The following is a 17373-nucleotide window of genomic DNA, read 5'->3' as shown; positions in this document are numbered from 1 at the left end:
TTTATCCTACATAAGCATCTAAGATAATTTGTTTTAGTTCACTAATTAATGGTTCTTTCGGATTTGCAGTTGTACATTGGTCTTCATATGCAAGTTCTGCCATACGATCAACCGTTGTGTCTAATGTTTCTTGTGAGACACCTTGGGCTTTCAAGTTCATGTCAATTCCGACTGATTTACCTAAGTCTGCTACTGCTGTTGCTAAAGCTTCTACTAATTCTGCGGTAGTATTTCCTTTTAAGCCTAAGAATTTTGCAATGTCTGCATAATCAGTATCGGCGCGGAAGTAATCATATTTAGGGAACATTGCGTGTTTTGATGGATCTTTCGCATTGTAACGAATAATATGTGGTAATAAAATCGCATTTGTACGACCATGTGGAATGCCATATTCCCCACCAATTTTATGAGCAATAGAGTGACAAATACCTAAGAATGCATTAGCAAATGCCATCCCTGCCATGGTTGATGCATTATGCATTTTTTCGCGAGATTCCATATCTGGACGTTTCACTGAATTTTCTAAATGATCGAAAACTAACTTGATTGCTTGTAAACTTAAACCACGTGTGTAATCTGAAGCCATCACGGAAACATAAGATTCAATAGCATGTGTTAAAACATCCATACCTGTATCTGCAGTGACTGAAGCTGGCACAGACATTACGAACTGTGGATCAACAATCGCTACATCTGGTGTTAACGCATAGTCTGCTAACGGGTATTTCACGTGTGTTTCACTATCAGTGATAACGGCAAATGGTGTAACTTCTGAACCAGTTCCTGAAGTAGTTGGAATACAAACAAATTGTGTTTTTTCTGGTTTGGCAATTTTATATGTCCGTTTGCGGATATCTAAGAATTTTTGTTTTGCACCAAAGAACTCCGTATCTGGGTGTTCATAGAACATCCACATGCCTTTCGCCGCGTCCATTGCAGAACCGCCACCCAAGGCAATCACTGTATCTGGTTGGAAATCAACCATCATTTTGGTACCTGCATAAACAGTATTTGTTGATGGGTTTGGTTCAACATCAGAAAACACTTCGATTTTCACATCATTTTTACGTTTTTGTAGCTCTTTACGTACGATATCTGCATAGCCAAATTGAACCATACCTGGATCACAAACTAACATGACACGTTCAACATTTTCCATTTTTTGTAGATATTGTAAAGAATTTTTTTCAAAGAAAATTTTTGGAGGTAATTTAAACCATTGCATATTATTTCTCCGTTTCGCTACCGTTTTAATATTAATTAAGTTAATGGCTGATACGTTTTTAGAAACAGAGTTTTTCCCGTATGAACCACAACCAAGTGTCAAGGATGGAATCATTTCGTTATAAATGTTACCGATACCGCCTTCTGCTGATGGAGTATTCACCAAAATACGACAAGCTTTCATACGTAAACCAAAAGCAACTTGTAACTCTTCATCTTCTGTATGAATTACTGCTGTATGTCCTAAACCACCTAAGTTTAACATCGCTTCACATAGTTCAAAAGCATGCTCTGCATTGTTTGATTTCATCATTGCTAAAACTGGCGATAATTTTTCTCTTGATAATGGATATTCTGGACCTGCACCTTCTAATTCAGCGACTAAAATTTTTGTGCCTTTTGGTACGCTAATTCCTGCTAATTCAGCAATTTTTTCTGCAGAGTTACCGACAATCGCTGGATTTACTGCGTATTTGCCTTCATTCATCACTGCATCTTCTAGTTTTTGTAATTCATTCGGTTTCACGAAGTAAACGTTGTGTGCTTCAAACTCAGCTTTGACAGAAGCATAAATTTCTTTATCCACAATGACCGCTTGCTCAGAAGCACAAATCATTCCATTATCAAATGATTTTGAAACAATTAAATCATTAACCGCACGTTTTACTTTAGCCGTTTTTTCAATATAAGCTGGTACGTTCCCAGGACCAACGCCTAGTGCTGGTTTACCTGTTGAGTACGCAGATTTTACCATGCCTGCGCCACCAGTTGCTAAAACAATGGCAATCCCTGGATGATTCATCAAAGCAGATGTTGCATCAATCGATGGTTGTTCAATCCATTGAATACAATTTTCTGGTGCACCTGCTGCAATCGCCGCATCCCGTACAATACGTGCCGCTTCTGCCGAACATTTTTGTGCGCTAGGATGGAAAGCAAAAACAATTGGATTTCTTGTTTTTAAGGCAATTAGTGATTTAAAAATAGTTGTTGACGTTGGGTTTGTTGTTGGTGTGACCCCACATACCACGCCAACTGGCTCAGCAATTTCCATTAAACCGGTTTGTTCGTCTTTGTTAATTACACCCACTGTTTTATCATGTTTAATATTATTCCAAATGTATTCAGATGCATACATATTTTTGATTGCTTTATCTTCATAGATTCCACGGCCAGTTTCTTCGACAGCCATTTTTGCTAAAGGCATATGTTGGTCTAACGCCGCCATCGCCATTTGATGGACAATGTGATCTACTTGTTCTTGTGTAAAATCTTCCATTGCTTTTAAAGCGACATTCGCTTTTGTTGCTAATTCATCAATCATTGATGAAACATCAACTGTTTCTGTCTTTTCTTTTTTTACTGTTTTAACCATGTTCATCCTCCTAAGAGTTTCATTTTAAAAAACTTTGTTAACTATTTCACATTCACATCATACAACATAAAATGAATCTTGTAAATAGTTTTTTGTGATATTTTTCACAACTATTTATAATTTTTTTTTATCTCAAAAAAAAGACCTATTCTTTTTTCTAGAATAAGTCTTCAATATCATGCCAGTCCCTTAAAGGATTTTTTGATGTCTGTGCCAATAATTGTTGATAGTCAAAAAATTCATTCGGCTTAACCTTCTGAATGTCTTTGCGACAGTCTTTGACAGATAAACGGGCTTGCTTTTTCCAACGATAGGTGAGTAAATAAGTCAATAAATCTTCTTCGTTGATGGAAGAATAACCTAGTTCACGAAAATTTTGGCACTTCTTTTTAATACTTTTATTGAGCATTTTTTGTTGTAACCAACTTAATTTTTCCTTTGTCATGGGCTCTTCTCCTTCCAACCAAGCGAAAGATTGCTCACTTTTTAACTATCTTCCAACACTATAAAAAGGAACCTTTTTTGTAAACTTAATAGTTAAAAAGGACTTAGGACGTAAGTCCAAATGACCTACCTTCCTAGTCCTACATTTTAAGATAAACGACACGAGCGGAATAGGAATTATCTCTTCTTATTGGCTTTCTCGTGTGACTACTGGTCACAGTTTCGCCTTTGAAAAGCCTGTTCCGCTCTCTTTAACCATTAAATGAATCAGTTGAATCGTTTAGTCTTTCTTTTCTTTTGAAGGATCTGATGTTTCAGGAACTTCAGTTACTTCTTCTGTGACTGTCTCTTCAACTTCTGTGACTGGTACACTAGTTACTGCTGAATCATTTGTAACAGCAGTTCCAGGTGTTACAGTTCGAATTGCTGCACGGTCAAATTCTAAGACAATACCTTCGCAATCGATTAAAACTGTTTTTTCGTTGATTTCACTTAAAACACCATGTAAACCACCAATTGTGACAACACTATCGCCAATTTTCATTGCGTTTAGTTGTTTTTGACGTTCTTGCTGTTGTTTCTTTTGAGAACGTGTCATGAAAAACATCATTCCTCCTAAAAGGACTAATGTAAAAATCATTGTAAATCCGCCACCCATTTGTTTCACCTCACTCTGCATTATTCACACTACTAACTGTATCAAAAAAATGCTTGAAGAACTAGTTTTTTCCTCTAATTTTTAGAAACTTTTTGCATTCGCTTTATTAAAGCCATATTCTTCAAAAAACGCTTGTCGGAATTCTAATAAATTGTCGTCCATAATTGCTTGACGGACATTTTTCATTAAGTCTAACAAGAAGTATAAATTATGATACGATGTTAAACGGATTCCGAATGTTTCATCACATTTAATCAAATGACGAATATAGGCCCGCGTATAATTACGACAAACATAACAATCACATTTTTCATCAAGCGGACGAAAATCTCTTGCATATTGGGCATTTTTAACAACCAAGCGACCTTGTGAAGTCATACAAGTACCATTGCGCGCAATACGTGTTGGTAACACACAATCAAACATGTCAATCCCACGAATCACTCCATCAATTAATGAATCAGGGGCACCCACACCCATTAAGTAACGTGGTTTATTTTCAGGAATTAACGGTGTCGTAAAGTCTAAGACTCGGTTCATTTCTTCCTTAGACTCACCAACAGATAAGCCACCAATCGAATAGCCAGGAAAATCCATACTCACTAAATCTTTGGCACTTTGACGACGTAAATCTTCAAATCCTGCACCTTGAACAATACCGAACAATCCCTGTCTATCAGGATTCGCATGGGCTTTTAAGCCACGCTCAGCCCAACGAGAAGTTCGTTCAATCGAGCGTTTGACATACTCATAGCTTTCATCAAATGGTGGACATTCATCAAAGCTCATCATAATATCTGATCCTAATTTATTTTGAATATTGATTGCTTTTTCTGGAGAAAGGAACATTTTTGAACCATTTAAATGATTTCTAAAATGCACACCTTCTTCTTCGATTTTCCGCATATCACTTAATGAGAAGACTTGGAAGCCACCTGAATCAGTTAAAATAGGTTGATCCCAGTTCATAAATTTGTGTAAACCGCCTGCTTCTTCAACTAAATCTTCACCTGGGCGTAACCATAAATGGTAAGTATTACTTAAAATAACACCGGCACCCATTTCTTTTAATTCTTCTGGTGACATTGTTTTAACTGTCGCAAGTGTACCTACCGGCATAAACATTGGTGTTGGAAATGTGCCGTGAGGAGTAATTAATTCACCTAAACGCGCACCTGTGTGTTTATCTTTTTTGATTAAACGATAACGAATGGCTGGTTCCGTCATTCATTTCCCTACTTTCTACTATAATTTGTCCTCCCATCATCATACTTTTTTTTTATTGAATTTGCAAGGATTTCTCAAGGTTTCTTTTTTCAAAAAAGGATCCTTAAAAAACAGCAACTAGTTCAAATAATTCAAATGAGCTAGTTGCTGTTTGGCACTTATTTTGTCGCTGTATATTTTTCTAAATCTTGCATCGCTGTTTTCACAATTTCAGGGGTAATTTTTTGTTTCATATAATGAATCGTTTCGCCTTCTATACAAGCACGTTCTGCTACTTCTTGATACTCGGCTTCAGTTAAGTCCATGTCCATTTCTTTTAAAGAAATAGGCAAACCTAGTTGGTGATAGAAAGGAATCAATTCAGCGATTTCTTGCCATTTCTCTTCAATGGCTAATTGAACAAACACACCATACGCCACTTTGTTTCCATGCAATTGTTGATGGCTAGCTGGCAGCAAAGTTAGTGCATCATGAATGGAATGGGCACCCGCTGTCCGACCATAATCATCGCCAAAGCCACCCACCATTCCACCAATAATTAAATTTGTTTCGATGACATCAATAAACGATTGATTTAATTGTTGCTCTTCCATCGCTTTTAAAGCATTGATACTTTCATTTAACAAAATATCGCGACATTTTTCCGCGGCAAAATGAGAAACTTGAATAGGTAACACTTGGACGTCTAACTGCGAAATAATCGCATCTGCTTCGTACCATTTAGCTAATGTATCCCCAATACCTGCCACCATTAAGGACCGAGGCGAATGCAATAACACTCTTGGTTCTACCAACACCAAAGCGTTTGCTTGCGGAAAAACGTCATACCGTTCCATTGCTCCATCTTCTCGATACATTACACTCAATGGCGTGCACGGCGCACAAGTAGCTGCTAAAGTGGGTAAAATAATTACCGGTAACGCCATTTTGTGTGCTAAGGCTTTGCCCAAGTCGGCCACTTTTCCTCCACCAACAGCAACGATGGCCTCTAAATGATTGTCCAGCACTTGCGCTTCTAACTCTTGCACACGTTGATCTGTACAAACACCTCCATAGTTTTCAAAAACAGCTGTTACTTTTTGAAACGTCGGAAAATACGGTTTTGCCGCTTGCCATGACTCAGTTCCGTGTAAAATGAATACACGATGAATATTTCTGCATAATAGTTGTCCTTCTAATAATTCCCACGAACCAATTTCGCAAAGATACTCTTGTGGTGTCCCTCTCACAATTAATGATTGTTCCATCTTGAAAATCCCCTTCATTTTTGACTTTTGAAAATTTTTTTGAAAAAGTTGTATTTTTTCAACTCTACTACTTTTCCTTTTACATATTCTATGATATGATAAACCACATCATAACACAATAAATTTTTATACATTTATTCGCTTTTTTTGAATATTTATAAAAATAATACAAAAAGGAGTTTACGCAAATGACCAAATGTAAAAAATGGCTACAGACGATTTTACCAATTTTATTCTTGTTGCTCTCATTATTACCTATTAAAGAAACTTTTGCAGCCGAAAACGATCCAGTCTATGACAAAATCATCCAAAAGGGAGAACTAGTTGTCGGCTTATCCGCAGACTATGCCCCTTATGAATTTCATGCAAAAGTAGATGGTGAAGATAAAATTGTCGGTTTTGATATTTCTATTGCTCAAAAAATTGCCGACGATTTAGGCGTTAAATTAAAAATCGAAGAACTAGGCTTCGATGCTCTGTTAGGGGCCTTAAAAACTGGCAAGATTGACATGGTCATTTCAGGCATGTCGCCAACGCCTGAACGATTAAAAGAAGTAGCTTTTTCTCAACCATATATGAATGTTCAACAAAGAGTCATTGTTCGGAAAGAAGACAAAGATAAATTTCATTCCACTAAAGATTTCGAAGGCGTTCGTGCAGGTGCCCAAAAGCAAACGACACAAGAAGAATTAATTAAAACCGAATTAACCGGTGCTGTCCCTACTTCTCTTCAAAAAATTCCAGATTTAATTATGAATCTAAAAAATAATAAATTAGATGCAGTCGTTATGGAAGAACCGGTTGGCGAAGCCTATGTTTCTCAAAATGAGGATTTAGCTTTTGCTGATGTTACCTTTGAAAAAGGCTCAAAAGATACTGCCGTTGCTTTTCCTAAAGATGCGCCCGTTTTGACGGAGAAAGTAAATGCCTCTATTAAACAAATTAATGATCAAAAATTAATGGACGGTTATAAAAAAGAAGCCAATCAATTAATGTTCCAAAAAGATCAAAGCTTTTTACAAAAGTATGGAAAGTTCTACCTTAACGGTGCAGGCTATACCATTTTCCTAGCTTTCATTGGTGTTTTGTTTGGTGCCATTTTAGGGGCATTACTTGCCTTAATGAAGTTAGCCAATTCCAAAATTTTACGTGGCATTGCCATTGCTTATATTGAATATGTTCGTGGCACTCCTTTGCTTGTTCAAATTTTTATTGTCTATTTCGGGACAGGCGTTCTTGGTTTGGACTTATCAAAAGTAGCAGCTGGTTGTATTGCTCTTTCTTTAAACAGTGGTGCATATGTAGCAGAAATTATTCGTGCTGGTATTCAGGCAGTTAATAAAGGACAATTGGAAGCTGCTCGTTCTTTGGGAATGAATCAAAACCAAGCAATGCGATACATCATTTTCCCACAAGCTATTAAAAATATTTTACCAGCGTTAGGCAATGAATTTGTTACAGTAATTAAAGAATCTTCCGTTGTTTCAGTCATTGGTGTTTCGGAACTAATTTTCCAAGCTGGCAACGTTCAAGGAGCAAGTTTTAAACCCTTCTTACCTTACTTAATTGTATCGTTGATTTATTTCGTCCTAACCTTTACTATCTCACGTCTATTAGGTGTTGCTGAAAGGAGAATGAGTACTAGTGATTAACATTAAAAACTTACAGAAAACATTCGGAAAAAATGAAGTACTTAAAGGAATTGACTTAGAAATTGAAGCTGGTGAAGTTGTCGTAATTATTGGCCCTTCTGGTAGTGGTAAAAGTACTTTTTTACGTTGCTTGAACTTATTAGAAACACCAACTGGTGGCAGCGTTGAATTTGAAGGAAAAAATTTATTAGATAAAAATACCAACATTGATCAACTTCGTCAAAAAATGGGAATGGTATTCCAAAATTTCAATCTTTTCCCGCATAAAAATGTCTTGGAAAACTTAACGATTAGTCCTGTTAAAGTAAAAAAAGAAGCCGCTGCCGAAGCCACAGAACATGCTCTTTCCTTACTGGAACAAGTTGGTTTATCAGATAAAAAAGAAAATTATCCCGCTCAACTTTCTGGTGGGCAACAACAACGGGTAGCGATTGCTCGTGCTTTAGCCATGCGCCCTGACGTAATGCTGTTCGATGAACCAACTTCTGCCTTAGACCCTGAAATGGTGGGCGAAGTGCTATCCGTTATGAAAAATTTAGCTATTGAAGGGATGACAATGGTAGTGGTTACCCACGAAATGGGCTTCGCAAAAGAAGTCGCGGACCGTGTCATTTTTATGGATGCAGGAATCATTCAAGAAGAAGGCACACCTGAAGAAATTTTTGATGCGCCACAAAACCCAAGAACACAAGATTTTCTAAGAAAAGTTTTATAAAAAGGAGCACCTGGTATGGATCGCAAGAATATCGCAACACGTTACCAACAACCTACTGAAAATTTACTCATGGATATTGCAACATTGGCGAAAAAGACCCCAAATTTAATCGATTTATCGATTGGTGACCCTGACTTAATTACTGATGAGCGGATTATCGAACAAGCAGCTAACGATGCCAAAAATGGGCATACAAAATATACCGCTTCTGATGGTAGCGAGGCATTCATTGAGGCGGTCATTCAGTTTTATCAGTCACATTATCAATTATCTTTTCAACCGAATCAAGTCCGGGCCACAGTTGGCGCTCTGCACGGAATGTACCTTGCCTTACAAGTGATTCTAAATCCTGGAGATGAAGTGATTATTCATGAACCTTATTTCTCTCCTTATAAAGACCAAGTCCTTTTAGCAGATGGCGTTCCGGTCTTTTTACCAACCTATGAAGAAGATGGTTTCCAAATTGATGTAGCTCTTTTGAAAGAAAAAATCACGCCTAAAACCAAAGCGATTATTCTAAATTCACCGAATAACCCGACAGGCGCTGTTTTCTCTGAAGAAACTTTCAGAGAAATTGCACAGGTAGCGATTGAACACAATCTATACATTCTTTCAGATGAAGTTTATGAAGCCTTTTGTTTCCAAGAAACGTTTACTCCCATGGCTACGTTTGCTCCAGAAAATACTATCACTTTTGGTAGCTTTTCAAAAGCCTTTGCAATGACTGGTTGGCGTATTGGTTATATGATTGCCCCAGACTATATTAACGAAGTAGCCAAATTAATTAATGAAGGCGTTACGTATTCTGCGCCTACGTTGTCACAGCAAGCAGGAATCTATGCGTTACAACATTTTGACGAATTTGTAGACCCAATCGTTGAAGTGTTCCAAGCACGTTTAGAGTATGTGGCACAACGAGTAGCAAAGATTCCTTTCCTTTCGCTTCATCCAGTCAAAGGAAGTATTTACGCCTTCATTAACATTCAAAAAACCGGACTAACTTCCGTTCCTTTTGTGGAAAAGCTTTTAAAAGAGACACAGGTATTAGTGATTCCTGGAAAAGCATTTGGTGAAACAACGGGCGATGAGTACATTCGTTTAGCCGCAACACAAAATTTAGATTTATTAAAGGAAGCGTTCGATCGAATTGAAAGAATGACCTTTGAATAAAAAAGCTTCTGCATTAGCTAATAATCATAGCTAATGCAGAAGCTTTTTAGATTTCTTCTATCAATTCAATCGCTTGCCCACCAACATGCGGTGGAATCGACATAGTCATCGGCGGCAAGCCTACGACTGTGAAACGGACTTTGGTCCCTTTTTTCAAGTGAGACAGTGGGATACTTTCCTCTAACTGTTCAACAAGTATGTTTAAAATTACCCCATGAGAAAATAAGGGCACAATAGATTCTGGATCACTTTCTGCTTGGATATTTTCTAAATGTAATCGCATTGACAATGGCTGCGTCTCATTTAACACACCAGCCTCTGCTAACTTCCCTGTAAAAACAGCAATTTTTTCAGTCATTTGTTTGCCTCCTTTTTAAACATCATATTGAAGAGAATTAATTCCATCCCCTAAAAATTCTGAAGCGTTGTTAAATTCGGCAGGATCATATTTGGTATAGGAAACTTGTAATGTCAAAGTAATATTCCTTAAGGTTTCAGAATGGGCAAATTTCTCTTGAGCTTGTTGTTTGAATTCTTTTCTAGTAGTGTATCCGTCATCCCCATCGCGGAAAATTAATAACGCCCAAGTCGGCGGTGTGCCGTCGATAAAGTATGGTAAGAAGCGATCATCCGTTGTCTCTTTAATCGCCGCTGTCACGATTTGTAGCAATTCATTCTTTTGTTCAGGACTTAATAAATTACGAATACTTTCCCAATAGGCCACTCGGATCACGACTAAATATAACGGCGCTTCATAACGTGTAGAAATGTCAGAAAATAAATCGAATCCTTCCTCGTACATTTTTGCTGTTCTTAAATTAGTTACTGCATCTAACGCATTTAACTGAGAAGTTTCTTTACGTAAACGAATATTTTCTTCTTGAATCATACGAATTTGATAAGTCACTGCATAGATTGTTAAACAGTAGAGTGGCGGCATGATTAGCCAAAATAATGAGCCATAGCTAAACAAATCATGATAGACATACTGATATACAACATAAGTCAATTGTAGAAAAATAAATATAAGCGAAAATGTTAACCCCGCTGTAATTCCTACAAAATAGGTGACAATAATTAAGATAACTGAAATTAATAGACAGCTTAAGTCAACAAAGAAATCGTTCGTTCCTAAGGCCATAAAGATGGTTGTGCCGACAACCAAAACAATTCCTACCAACAAAGTTACATCCAAAAGTAAGGTCACTCGTTTTTGATTCACTCTATTCCCCACCTTTCAAATTCTTCTTCACGATGAAGAACGCACTTAATCCAATAATGGTCATACCAATTAAGAAGACAAATAGATAAATCATTAATTTATGATTATTGACAATTCGTTTACCTAATGATTCGTTGCTAACGTTGCTTACACGTTTTTTGAAACGATAATCATAGCGACGATAGTTCGGATCGACCACAATGGCATCTCCTTTGTACATAGAAGTATTCTTCTCTGTATTCACTTGTGTAGAGGCTAAAAAGACACCTTGTGATTTAGCTCCTGTTAAGATTAACGCCGCGGCTTTCGCATTATATGGAGAAAACATTAACTGCGCCGTACCGATTTGTTTACCATAATCTTTTTCAATGCTCAGTTTCTCGTTTGAAACAAAACGTGTGAAGTCCTTATCATAATGGAAATATAACTGATCGTTTAACTTACGAATCATCGGATTATCCTTAGGCGTACCAAAAATAATCAAGTTATGATTTTCTAATGCCGCATTTTTAGGCGCTTTTTTATAATACGTAATCTCACCGACATTACTTTCGGCATAATTACCAATTAAGTTAAATAAATTGGTCAACACTTTAAAATAGTTGTCGTCCATTTTTTCTGGTAATAAAATCGCTAAATCAGCAAAAGAACGGCTTCTGATAAAAATGTTCGGATAGTTGTTAAATAATATGTCATTCAGTTCTTCTGTTTGAATAAACGCATTCGAATTATTTTCAATAAAGGCCCATGGAGTCTGACCATTTCGTAAAACTTCTGGTGATTTAACATTCAAATCAAAAGCAACTTTTAAAACAAAACTATCAGCAATTTCTAAGTTCTTTGGAAATTCGAGATTTAATTCATCACCGTTCGCACGAGCAGCGGTTAATTTCTTGCTGCCAATTGGTTTATCATTGGCATAGACCGTCACTAAAGAAGAATCAAAATCTAAGTTTTCAGCGTATTTAAAATGTAAATGCACGCGACTTCCATTGGCATTGTTTCGATCCACTGGTAAATTGACAAAGTACGTTTGTTCTTGGTGATAGGCCCCTTCTAGTTTGTCCCCCGTTGAGGTTAATGGATAATTTCCATCAAATTCTAAAGTTGAACTAAACGTATCGGTATTCTCATCAACTGTTGTCTCTTCTTTATCTGTTTGGGTCATTAATTCATAGTTTGCTAAATAACGTCCCGCACGAACAAGTAAGTCCTCATCTTTAGAAGTAGCTACTAAAACATGCTTATCTGGTTGATTGAAAAATTTTAAGACAGCCTGGTCCGCCACACGTTTGCTATCAATTTGACTTTTATACTGATCTGGTAATTTATCATAGCTGGCAATAATCAACTGATAGGGTGCTGACTGTTCTTTGTTCAAAGAAGCCATTGGCAACAATTCTTCTGAGGTAGTAATCAAACGAGCAGCACCAGCTAACGCATGGGTCGCTGCAGCTAATTCTTTTTCCGATGCATTTTCTGGTGTCAAAATAACACTGTGTTTATTCGCAATCGTGTCTGCTCCCACAAAATGATTATAAAAAGAATGAATTGTATTCTCTGGTAATTGTAAATCGTATTGGAAGTTTACGTTAGATCCTTCATACATCGTTAACCAATTTGCCGGTGTTTCAATTAAATTATACATGTCGTTTCCTGCCTGATTAATAATTTGACCCTCAACAGTCAATGTATTTGTCTCTTTAATCAGTTCCAAAGGGATTTCAATCGTCTTTTGTTGAATACCAGTCGTATTTTCAGGACGCCAAGAATAAAACTTCACACCATTCACTGCCACAGTTAAATCTGAGGTCTGATTATTTTTTAATTGTGTGATTTGGTAGGTCATATTGAATGATGCTTTTTTTACGTCCCAATAATCAATTTTTGTAAAATACATGGTGCTACGGACAGAAGTACCTGTTAAAGAGATTGTTTTATTTTGAAAAGGTTGTGTAAAGGTATGGTTGTCTTGTTCTTTATTTTCGGCGTATACGGTCGGACTTGCGACACCAATCAGAATTGCCAGAAAGAACACTCCTATTAAAGTGACTGTTTTTTGTTTCATTGCACGTTTCCTCCTTATTTAAATCGTTCAGTTTTGTACCATTTTGTTTGTGTTTGTTTATGAAAAACATTTTCTTTAATATACATCACCATGCCATAAGCGGCGACTACTAGCCACATCTGACTGTATGTAATATACATCAAGGCAATAATTAAGATATTCTCTAAAGTCATTTCGCCTTTTTCGGTCGTAATACTGACAAAAGTACTGAAAATAAATAACAAAATCGCTAACAACCACAAGGAATTGCTAAATCCTTGCAGGGTCGTTGTTAAGTAACCAGACATTGATAAAACTAACATGATGTCTGACAAAACGAGCGATGTCATTAAGAGAAAATAAATGGACAAGAAATATAAAATATCAAAACGGATCCGACTCGCTTTAGGATTAAACAATAATTTAGCATTTTTAACAATGACATAAATATTGCCTTTGACCCATCGCGTCCGTTGTCGGAACCAAACTGACAAAGTTTGTGGCTCTTGCTCCCACGTCACTGCTTTTGGTTGAAACTTAATTTTATAGCCCATCATATAGATGCGGAAACTGATTTCTGTATCTTCGGCTAACGCTTTGTCATCCCAGCCGCCAATGGCTTCAATAATACTGCGACGAACAATGAAATTTGTGCCAGGAATCGTGCATAACTTAAATAATTGAAAACGACCGGCTTGTGCCATCCATTGAAAGGCCAGTGTTTCGATATTAATAAAGCGTGTCAACAAGCTTGCATTGCGATTTCTCGTTCTAAATTTACCAATAACCGCGCCGTATTCCTCACTAGCGATTAACTCCCCGACTAAATAACGAAGTGCATTCGGTTCAGGCGTATTGTCCGCATCATAAATGGCAATCACGTCCCCCTTGGCTTGCTTGAAACCAATGTTTAAGGCATTAGACTTACCTTTCCCACCTGTTATATTGTCTGTATTAATAATCTGCAAATTTCGATTAACCGCCTTTTTTTGGACGTTCGCTAAAAGCTCAGCACTATTATCACTTGAGTTGTCATTAATCACAATAATTTCATAGCGATCTTGCGGATAATTAAAATTCAATAACGCTTCAACTGTCCGCACAATGACAATTCCTTCATTATGGGCCGGCACCATAATTGAAACAAACGGCGCGTCTTCGTCCTCTACAGGTGGCGGTGCGACAGGATCTGTTTTTAAATAATAAACATAGCCAAAAATAACTAAGAGAATATTTACAATTAGTAGACTCCAAATAATGATAGTTGCTGTTAACATTACAATGTCAGCAATGGTCATTTGTCTTCCTCCTTATTAATATATTTCGACCGATAATTCTTTCGTCCAATCATAAACAAAATAATCAGGATGATTAAAGTCAGTGTAACAACGCCAACTAAAATATTATTTGTGATGCTGAAAAAGAATGAAAATAACCCTGTAAATCGTTGTTTTTCAACTGTTGAGGCCCCTGTATCAGCCAAACCATTGACAATTTGATTGTTTAAGAAGAACCGATTATTCCGAAATTCGATTTTCTGCGTTTGTGTTTGAACAGTGAAATGTTGATCCGCTTCTGAAACACTAAACACTATTGGTGCTTCCTTGACTTCTTGAATTAGGTGATCCACTTCTTTTTTAGAATTTGGAAATGAAAAACTAATGGTGGTCGGCATTGGAAATCGATAGTCATTTGGATTATCTTTATCCGTCCATTCAATCCCCGATAAATAATCATACGGTAGATCAAACAAAGCATTCTTATAAGTGATTGATTCTCCCGTTTGGTTCCGATAAAAAACGCGTTCAATCGGCGGATTTTCTCTTAGAATCACTGTATCACTAATTGCTAGACCATCCTCTTGGTATTGAAGGTCTTGATTCCAGTATCCTGGAGCAGAAATGCCTACTGGATAGACATGTCTGTCGACCAATAAACTAATCTGCTGCTCCATCAATTGTTTCAAGGCACGTTGGTCATTTAAATCAACATTGTTAACGACCGGTGTTTCTAAGAAAATAACCCCCGTCGAAGCAAACGCACGTAACGCATTCGTAAATAGTTTATAAGGTAAAATCGTATTGTTTTGAGAAACGCTCGTACTGGATAAAATATAAGGATATGTGGTTTTAACTAATTCTTCTTGCAAATAGGTTGCCACAGACATATCTCTTAACGGGTTAAAATCAGAAATCGTCAAAAACGGCCGTGACATTTTTTCACTTTCCAGCCATTGACTAATTACGTCCAAGCTTTCTAAAAAAACAGCGCCTTTGCGTTCAAACATTGGTAGAAAAGCATGCCCATTCTCAATTACACCAAATGGATATTCTTCTGGTGCTAATTCTTGTGTTTTTAATCGACCAACTGTCTGACCTTGCGTATTTTCCAGCACAACTGATTGATCTTGAAAAGGCAATACTTGAGAAAAGCGGTTTTTTTCATCTACTAACCGATATTGACGATGACTTAATTCTTTCCATGTACCGCTAAAATATTGTTTTTCATCGTCACGCATGTTTCGACCAATGTGTAATTGTTTACCTTTAAAATGAACTCGATCTGCTAGAAAATCAGAGGCAATAACGCCGGCTTGTTCAGGCCAATTCACCATAGAAATCAAACTGTCATAGCCATCATTTAGCAATTCGCCAGGCACATAATCTGACACCGCCACACTCTGAACTTCTACTCCAAAACTCGTCAACACTCGTTGTAAAGCATCCACATCATTTTCTTTTTTCCCAGCAATATTCAAGCTGTCATAGACAAGTAAGACATGTTTACTTGGTGCAGCCAGCGCCGGTTTGGCAAAGCCACAAAAAACGAAAAAGAGTAAGAAACACACCCAGCCAATAAGATATTGTTTATTTTTCAATTCCCTCTACCTCCCCAATGACTTGTGGTGTTGTATCTTGCCACATTCGTTTACCAATAACATCAGAAACAATTTGTAACAAGAGAAAATCTAAAAATACTGAGACTAAAAACAAATGACGTACTAAGTCACTATCCCCATCAATAATAATTGTTGAAATGAAAACAACTAATAAATTTAGATAAATCCCTGTCATTAAAAAGAAGCGAAAAACTAATCTGGGTTCGTTTCTCTTGATTCCTCTGTATAAACCAACGCCATATAAACCAAACAGAATCACGCCTAATAATAGATAGAAAGCAAAGTTTTTAGGAAAAAAACTGGCTTTAATACGGTTATACACCATAAAAAATTTAGATTGTTCCAGCGGTGCACGCCCCGTCGTTTTCTCAAAATTCCCCACATTATTAGGCTTTACTAAGTAAACATTTGGGACCGCTGAATTCAGTCCTTGCCATAATTCAGATGGATAATTTAAATAATTCAATAACACCCATCCAAAACTCGTTTTATCAAAAAAATCTTTTTTCATTTGTTCAGAAGTTGGTGACACAGGACTGTATTCTTCAAAGTAGGAACGTCCCTTTTGCAACCCATATTGCGGGTTGATTCCGCCCTCTGACATCCGTTTATCTGGAACCTTACTATCCTTCATTACACCGCGCGTCATACTGTGGTAGACATCACGTTCATAGATATCGTTAGGAACGATAAAAGCCGCTAACGTTGTAAAACCAATCAACGCAATTAAAAAGGCCGTCATTGACAATCGTTGGTAACGTTGTGACAAGTAGACAAAAAATCCTAATCCAGCAATAATTACGCCAATAATCAGCAAATATTCTTGGCGTGTTGTTCCTATTAAAAGTACTACTGCTTGTGCCAAGATAACTAAAACTATTCTTCTGAGCCAAGTTCGTGGTTTCGTCACCCGATAAAAATAGACTGAAAATGCTAAGACACTCACAGAAAGTAAAAAACTCGTCGCTTCTGTATAAAAGGAATTAAAATAAATCGTATAGGAGGTATCCCCCAAGATGAAAATAACCAACAAGGAGATAAGATAACTTTTTTTCAAAGATACGCCTTCGGTTAAGCCTCGTACCAGAATATAAATTGACACTAAAAAACAACTAAGATAAACGAAACCTAAGAAACGAATATCGAAAAGTGTTTGACTATAAAAAAGTTTATTAAGCCAAATGGCAATGGTGATGAAAAATTGTTGAGTGGAAACAAAGTGCGTCGTTGTTTCATTAAAATAACGCATAATTGAAAAGTCCTTAACAAAATAGGCCACATTGTCGTAGCTATCACCATTGACACGATAAAGACTATTTGAATTTAACACACGAAAATACTCGCCATTATCTCCCAAGCCATTAATCGGATAAACAAATAACAAAATGCTTGTCACTAACCCAATCCCTAAAACGGCCAAAAGACTTGGAGAAATATAACGACTCAACCATTCAAAAGCCGAGTTCACGTGTTTTTTGATCTTTTCCATGCTT

Annotated in this window: 14 protein-coding genes; 3 read left to right on the top strand and 11 right to left on the bottom strand. The window is 36.9% G+C overall.

What is annotated here, in order from left to right; translation table 11 throughout:
* Window position 1: 1 nt before the first annotated feature.
* From adhE to IGL07_RS03445, 5 genes are all read right to left on the bottom strand, one after another.
* Complete coding sequence (gene adhE / locus IGL07_RS03465) at window positions 2-2599, bottom strand: bifunctional acetaldehyde-CoA/alcohol dehydrogenase (RefSeq protein ID WP_002388933.1); 2598 nt, start codon at window positions 2597-2599, stop codon at window positions 2-4.
* Window positions 2600-2756: 157 nt separating this feature from the next.
* The gene (locus IGL07_RS03460; RefSeq protein ID WP_002364719.1) at window positions 2757-3062 is read right to left on the bottom strand and encodes a post-transcriptional regulator; all 306 of its coding nucleotides are present in this window, start codon (window positions 3060-3062) and stop codon (window positions 2757-2759) included.
* A 261-nt stretch (window positions 3063-3323) separates the two neighbouring features.
* Window positions 3324-3722, bottom strand: coding sequence for a preprotein translocase subunit YajC (gene yajC / locus IGL07_RS03455; RefSeq protein WP_025189494.1), 399 nt, complete (start codon window positions 3720-3722; stop codon window positions 3324-3326).
* Between the two features lie 60 nt (window positions 3723-3782).
* Complete coding sequence (tgt, locus tag IGL07_RS03450; protein ID WP_002355772.1) at window positions 3783-4928, bottom strand: tRNA guanosine(34) transglycosylase Tgt; 1146 nt, start codon at window positions 4926-4928, stop codon at window positions 3783-3785.
* 158 nt (window positions 4929-5086) lie between these two features.
* Entirely contained in the window at window positions 5087-6193 is a 1107-nt protein-coding gene (locus IGL07_RS03445) for an iron-containing alcohol dehydrogenase family protein (RefSeq protein ID WP_002376081.1), read from the bottom strand.
* A 170-nt stretch (window positions 6194-6363) separates the two neighbouring features.
* On the opposite strand from IGL07_RS03445, the gene IGL07_RS03440 reads away from it, so the two are divergent.
* The 3 genes from IGL07_RS03440 to IGL07_RS03430 are packed head-to-tail and all read left to right on the top strand — an operon-like array spanning window position 6364 to window position 9712.
* Window positions 6364-7827 (top strand): ABC transporter substrate-binding protein/permease, encoded by a 1464-nt coding sequence (locus IGL07_RS03440; protein WP_002355770.1) that lies wholly within the window; start codon window positions 6364-6366, stop codon window positions 7825-7827.
* Window positions 7820-8542, top strand: coding sequence for an amino acid ABC transporter ATP-binding protein (locus IGL07_RS03435; protein WP_002355769.1), 723 nt, complete (start codon window positions 7820-7822; stop codon window positions 8540-8542). The genes IGL07_RS03440 and IGL07_RS03435 overlap by 8 nt, the downstream gene beginning before the upstream one ends.
* A 15-nt stretch (window positions 8543-8557) precedes the next feature.
* On the top strand, window positions 8558-9712 hold the full coding sequence (locus tag IGL07_RS03430) for a pyridoxal phosphate-dependent aminotransferase (protein WP_010817108.1): 1155 nt from the start codon (window positions 8558-8560) through the stop codon (window positions 9710-9712).
* A 46-nt stretch (window positions 9713-9758) separates the two neighbouring features.
* Here the strand turns inward: IGL07_RS03430 and IGL07_RS03425 are convergent, their stop codons facing one another.
* The 6 genes from IGL07_RS03425 to wsfD are packed head-to-tail and all read right to left on the bottom strand — an operon-like array spanning window position 9759 to window position 17369.
* A complete protein-coding gene (locus IGL07_RS03425) occupies window positions 9759-10070 on the bottom strand; it encodes a hypothetical protein (protein WP_002366283.1) in 312 nt (103 codons plus the stop codon).
* 15 nt (window positions 10071-10085) lie between these two features.
* The gene (locus tag IGL07_RS03420; protein ID WP_025187183.1) at window positions 10086-10946 is read right to left on the bottom strand and encodes a hypothetical protein; all 861 of its coding nucleotides are present in this window, start codon (window positions 10944-10946) and stop codon (window positions 10086-10088) included.
* Window positions 10936-13002 carry a cellulose biosynthesis cyclic di-GMP-binding regulatory protein BcsB gene (locus IGL07_RS03415; RefSeq protein ID WP_010817107.1) on the bottom strand — a complete coding sequence of 689 codons (2067 nt, stop codon included), beginning with the start codon at window positions 13000-13002 and terminating at the stop codon, window positions 10936-10938. Before IGL07_RS03415 ends, IGL07_RS03420 begins: the two co-directional genes overlap by 11 nt.
* Window positions 13003-13016: 14 nt before the next feature.
* The gene (locus IGL07_RS03410; protein ID WP_002355764.1) at window positions 13017-14279 is read right to left on the bottom strand and encodes a glycosyltransferase; all 1263 of its coding nucleotides are present in this window, start codon (window positions 14277-14279) and stop codon (window positions 13017-13019) included.
* Window positions 14276-15859 carry a hypothetical protein gene (locus tag IGL07_RS03405; RefSeq protein ID WP_010817106.1) on the bottom strand — a complete coding sequence of 528 codons (1584 nt, stop codon included), beginning with the start codon at window positions 15857-15859 and terminating at the stop codon, window positions 14276-14278. Before IGL07_RS03405 ends, IGL07_RS03410 begins: the two co-directional genes overlap by 4 nt.
* Window positions 15849-17369 (bottom strand): glycan biosynthesis hexose transferase WsfD, encoded by a 1521-nt coding sequence (wsfD, locus tag IGL07_RS03400; RefSeq protein WP_010817105.1) that lies wholly within the window; start codon window positions 17367-17369, stop codon window positions 15849-15851. Before wsfD ends, IGL07_RS03405 begins: the two co-directional genes overlap by 11 nt.
* Window positions 17370-17373: the final 4 nt, after the last annotated feature.

Origin of the sequence: Enterococcus sp. DIV1368f (genome assembly GCF_051712245.1) — a bacterium.
Taxonomy (GTDB): Bacteria; Bacillota; Bacilli; order Lactobacillales; family Enterococcaceae; genus Enterococcus; species Enterococcus faecalis.
Note: the sequence above shows the minus strand (reverse complement) of the source record. Positions and strands in the feature narration are given on the sequence as shown.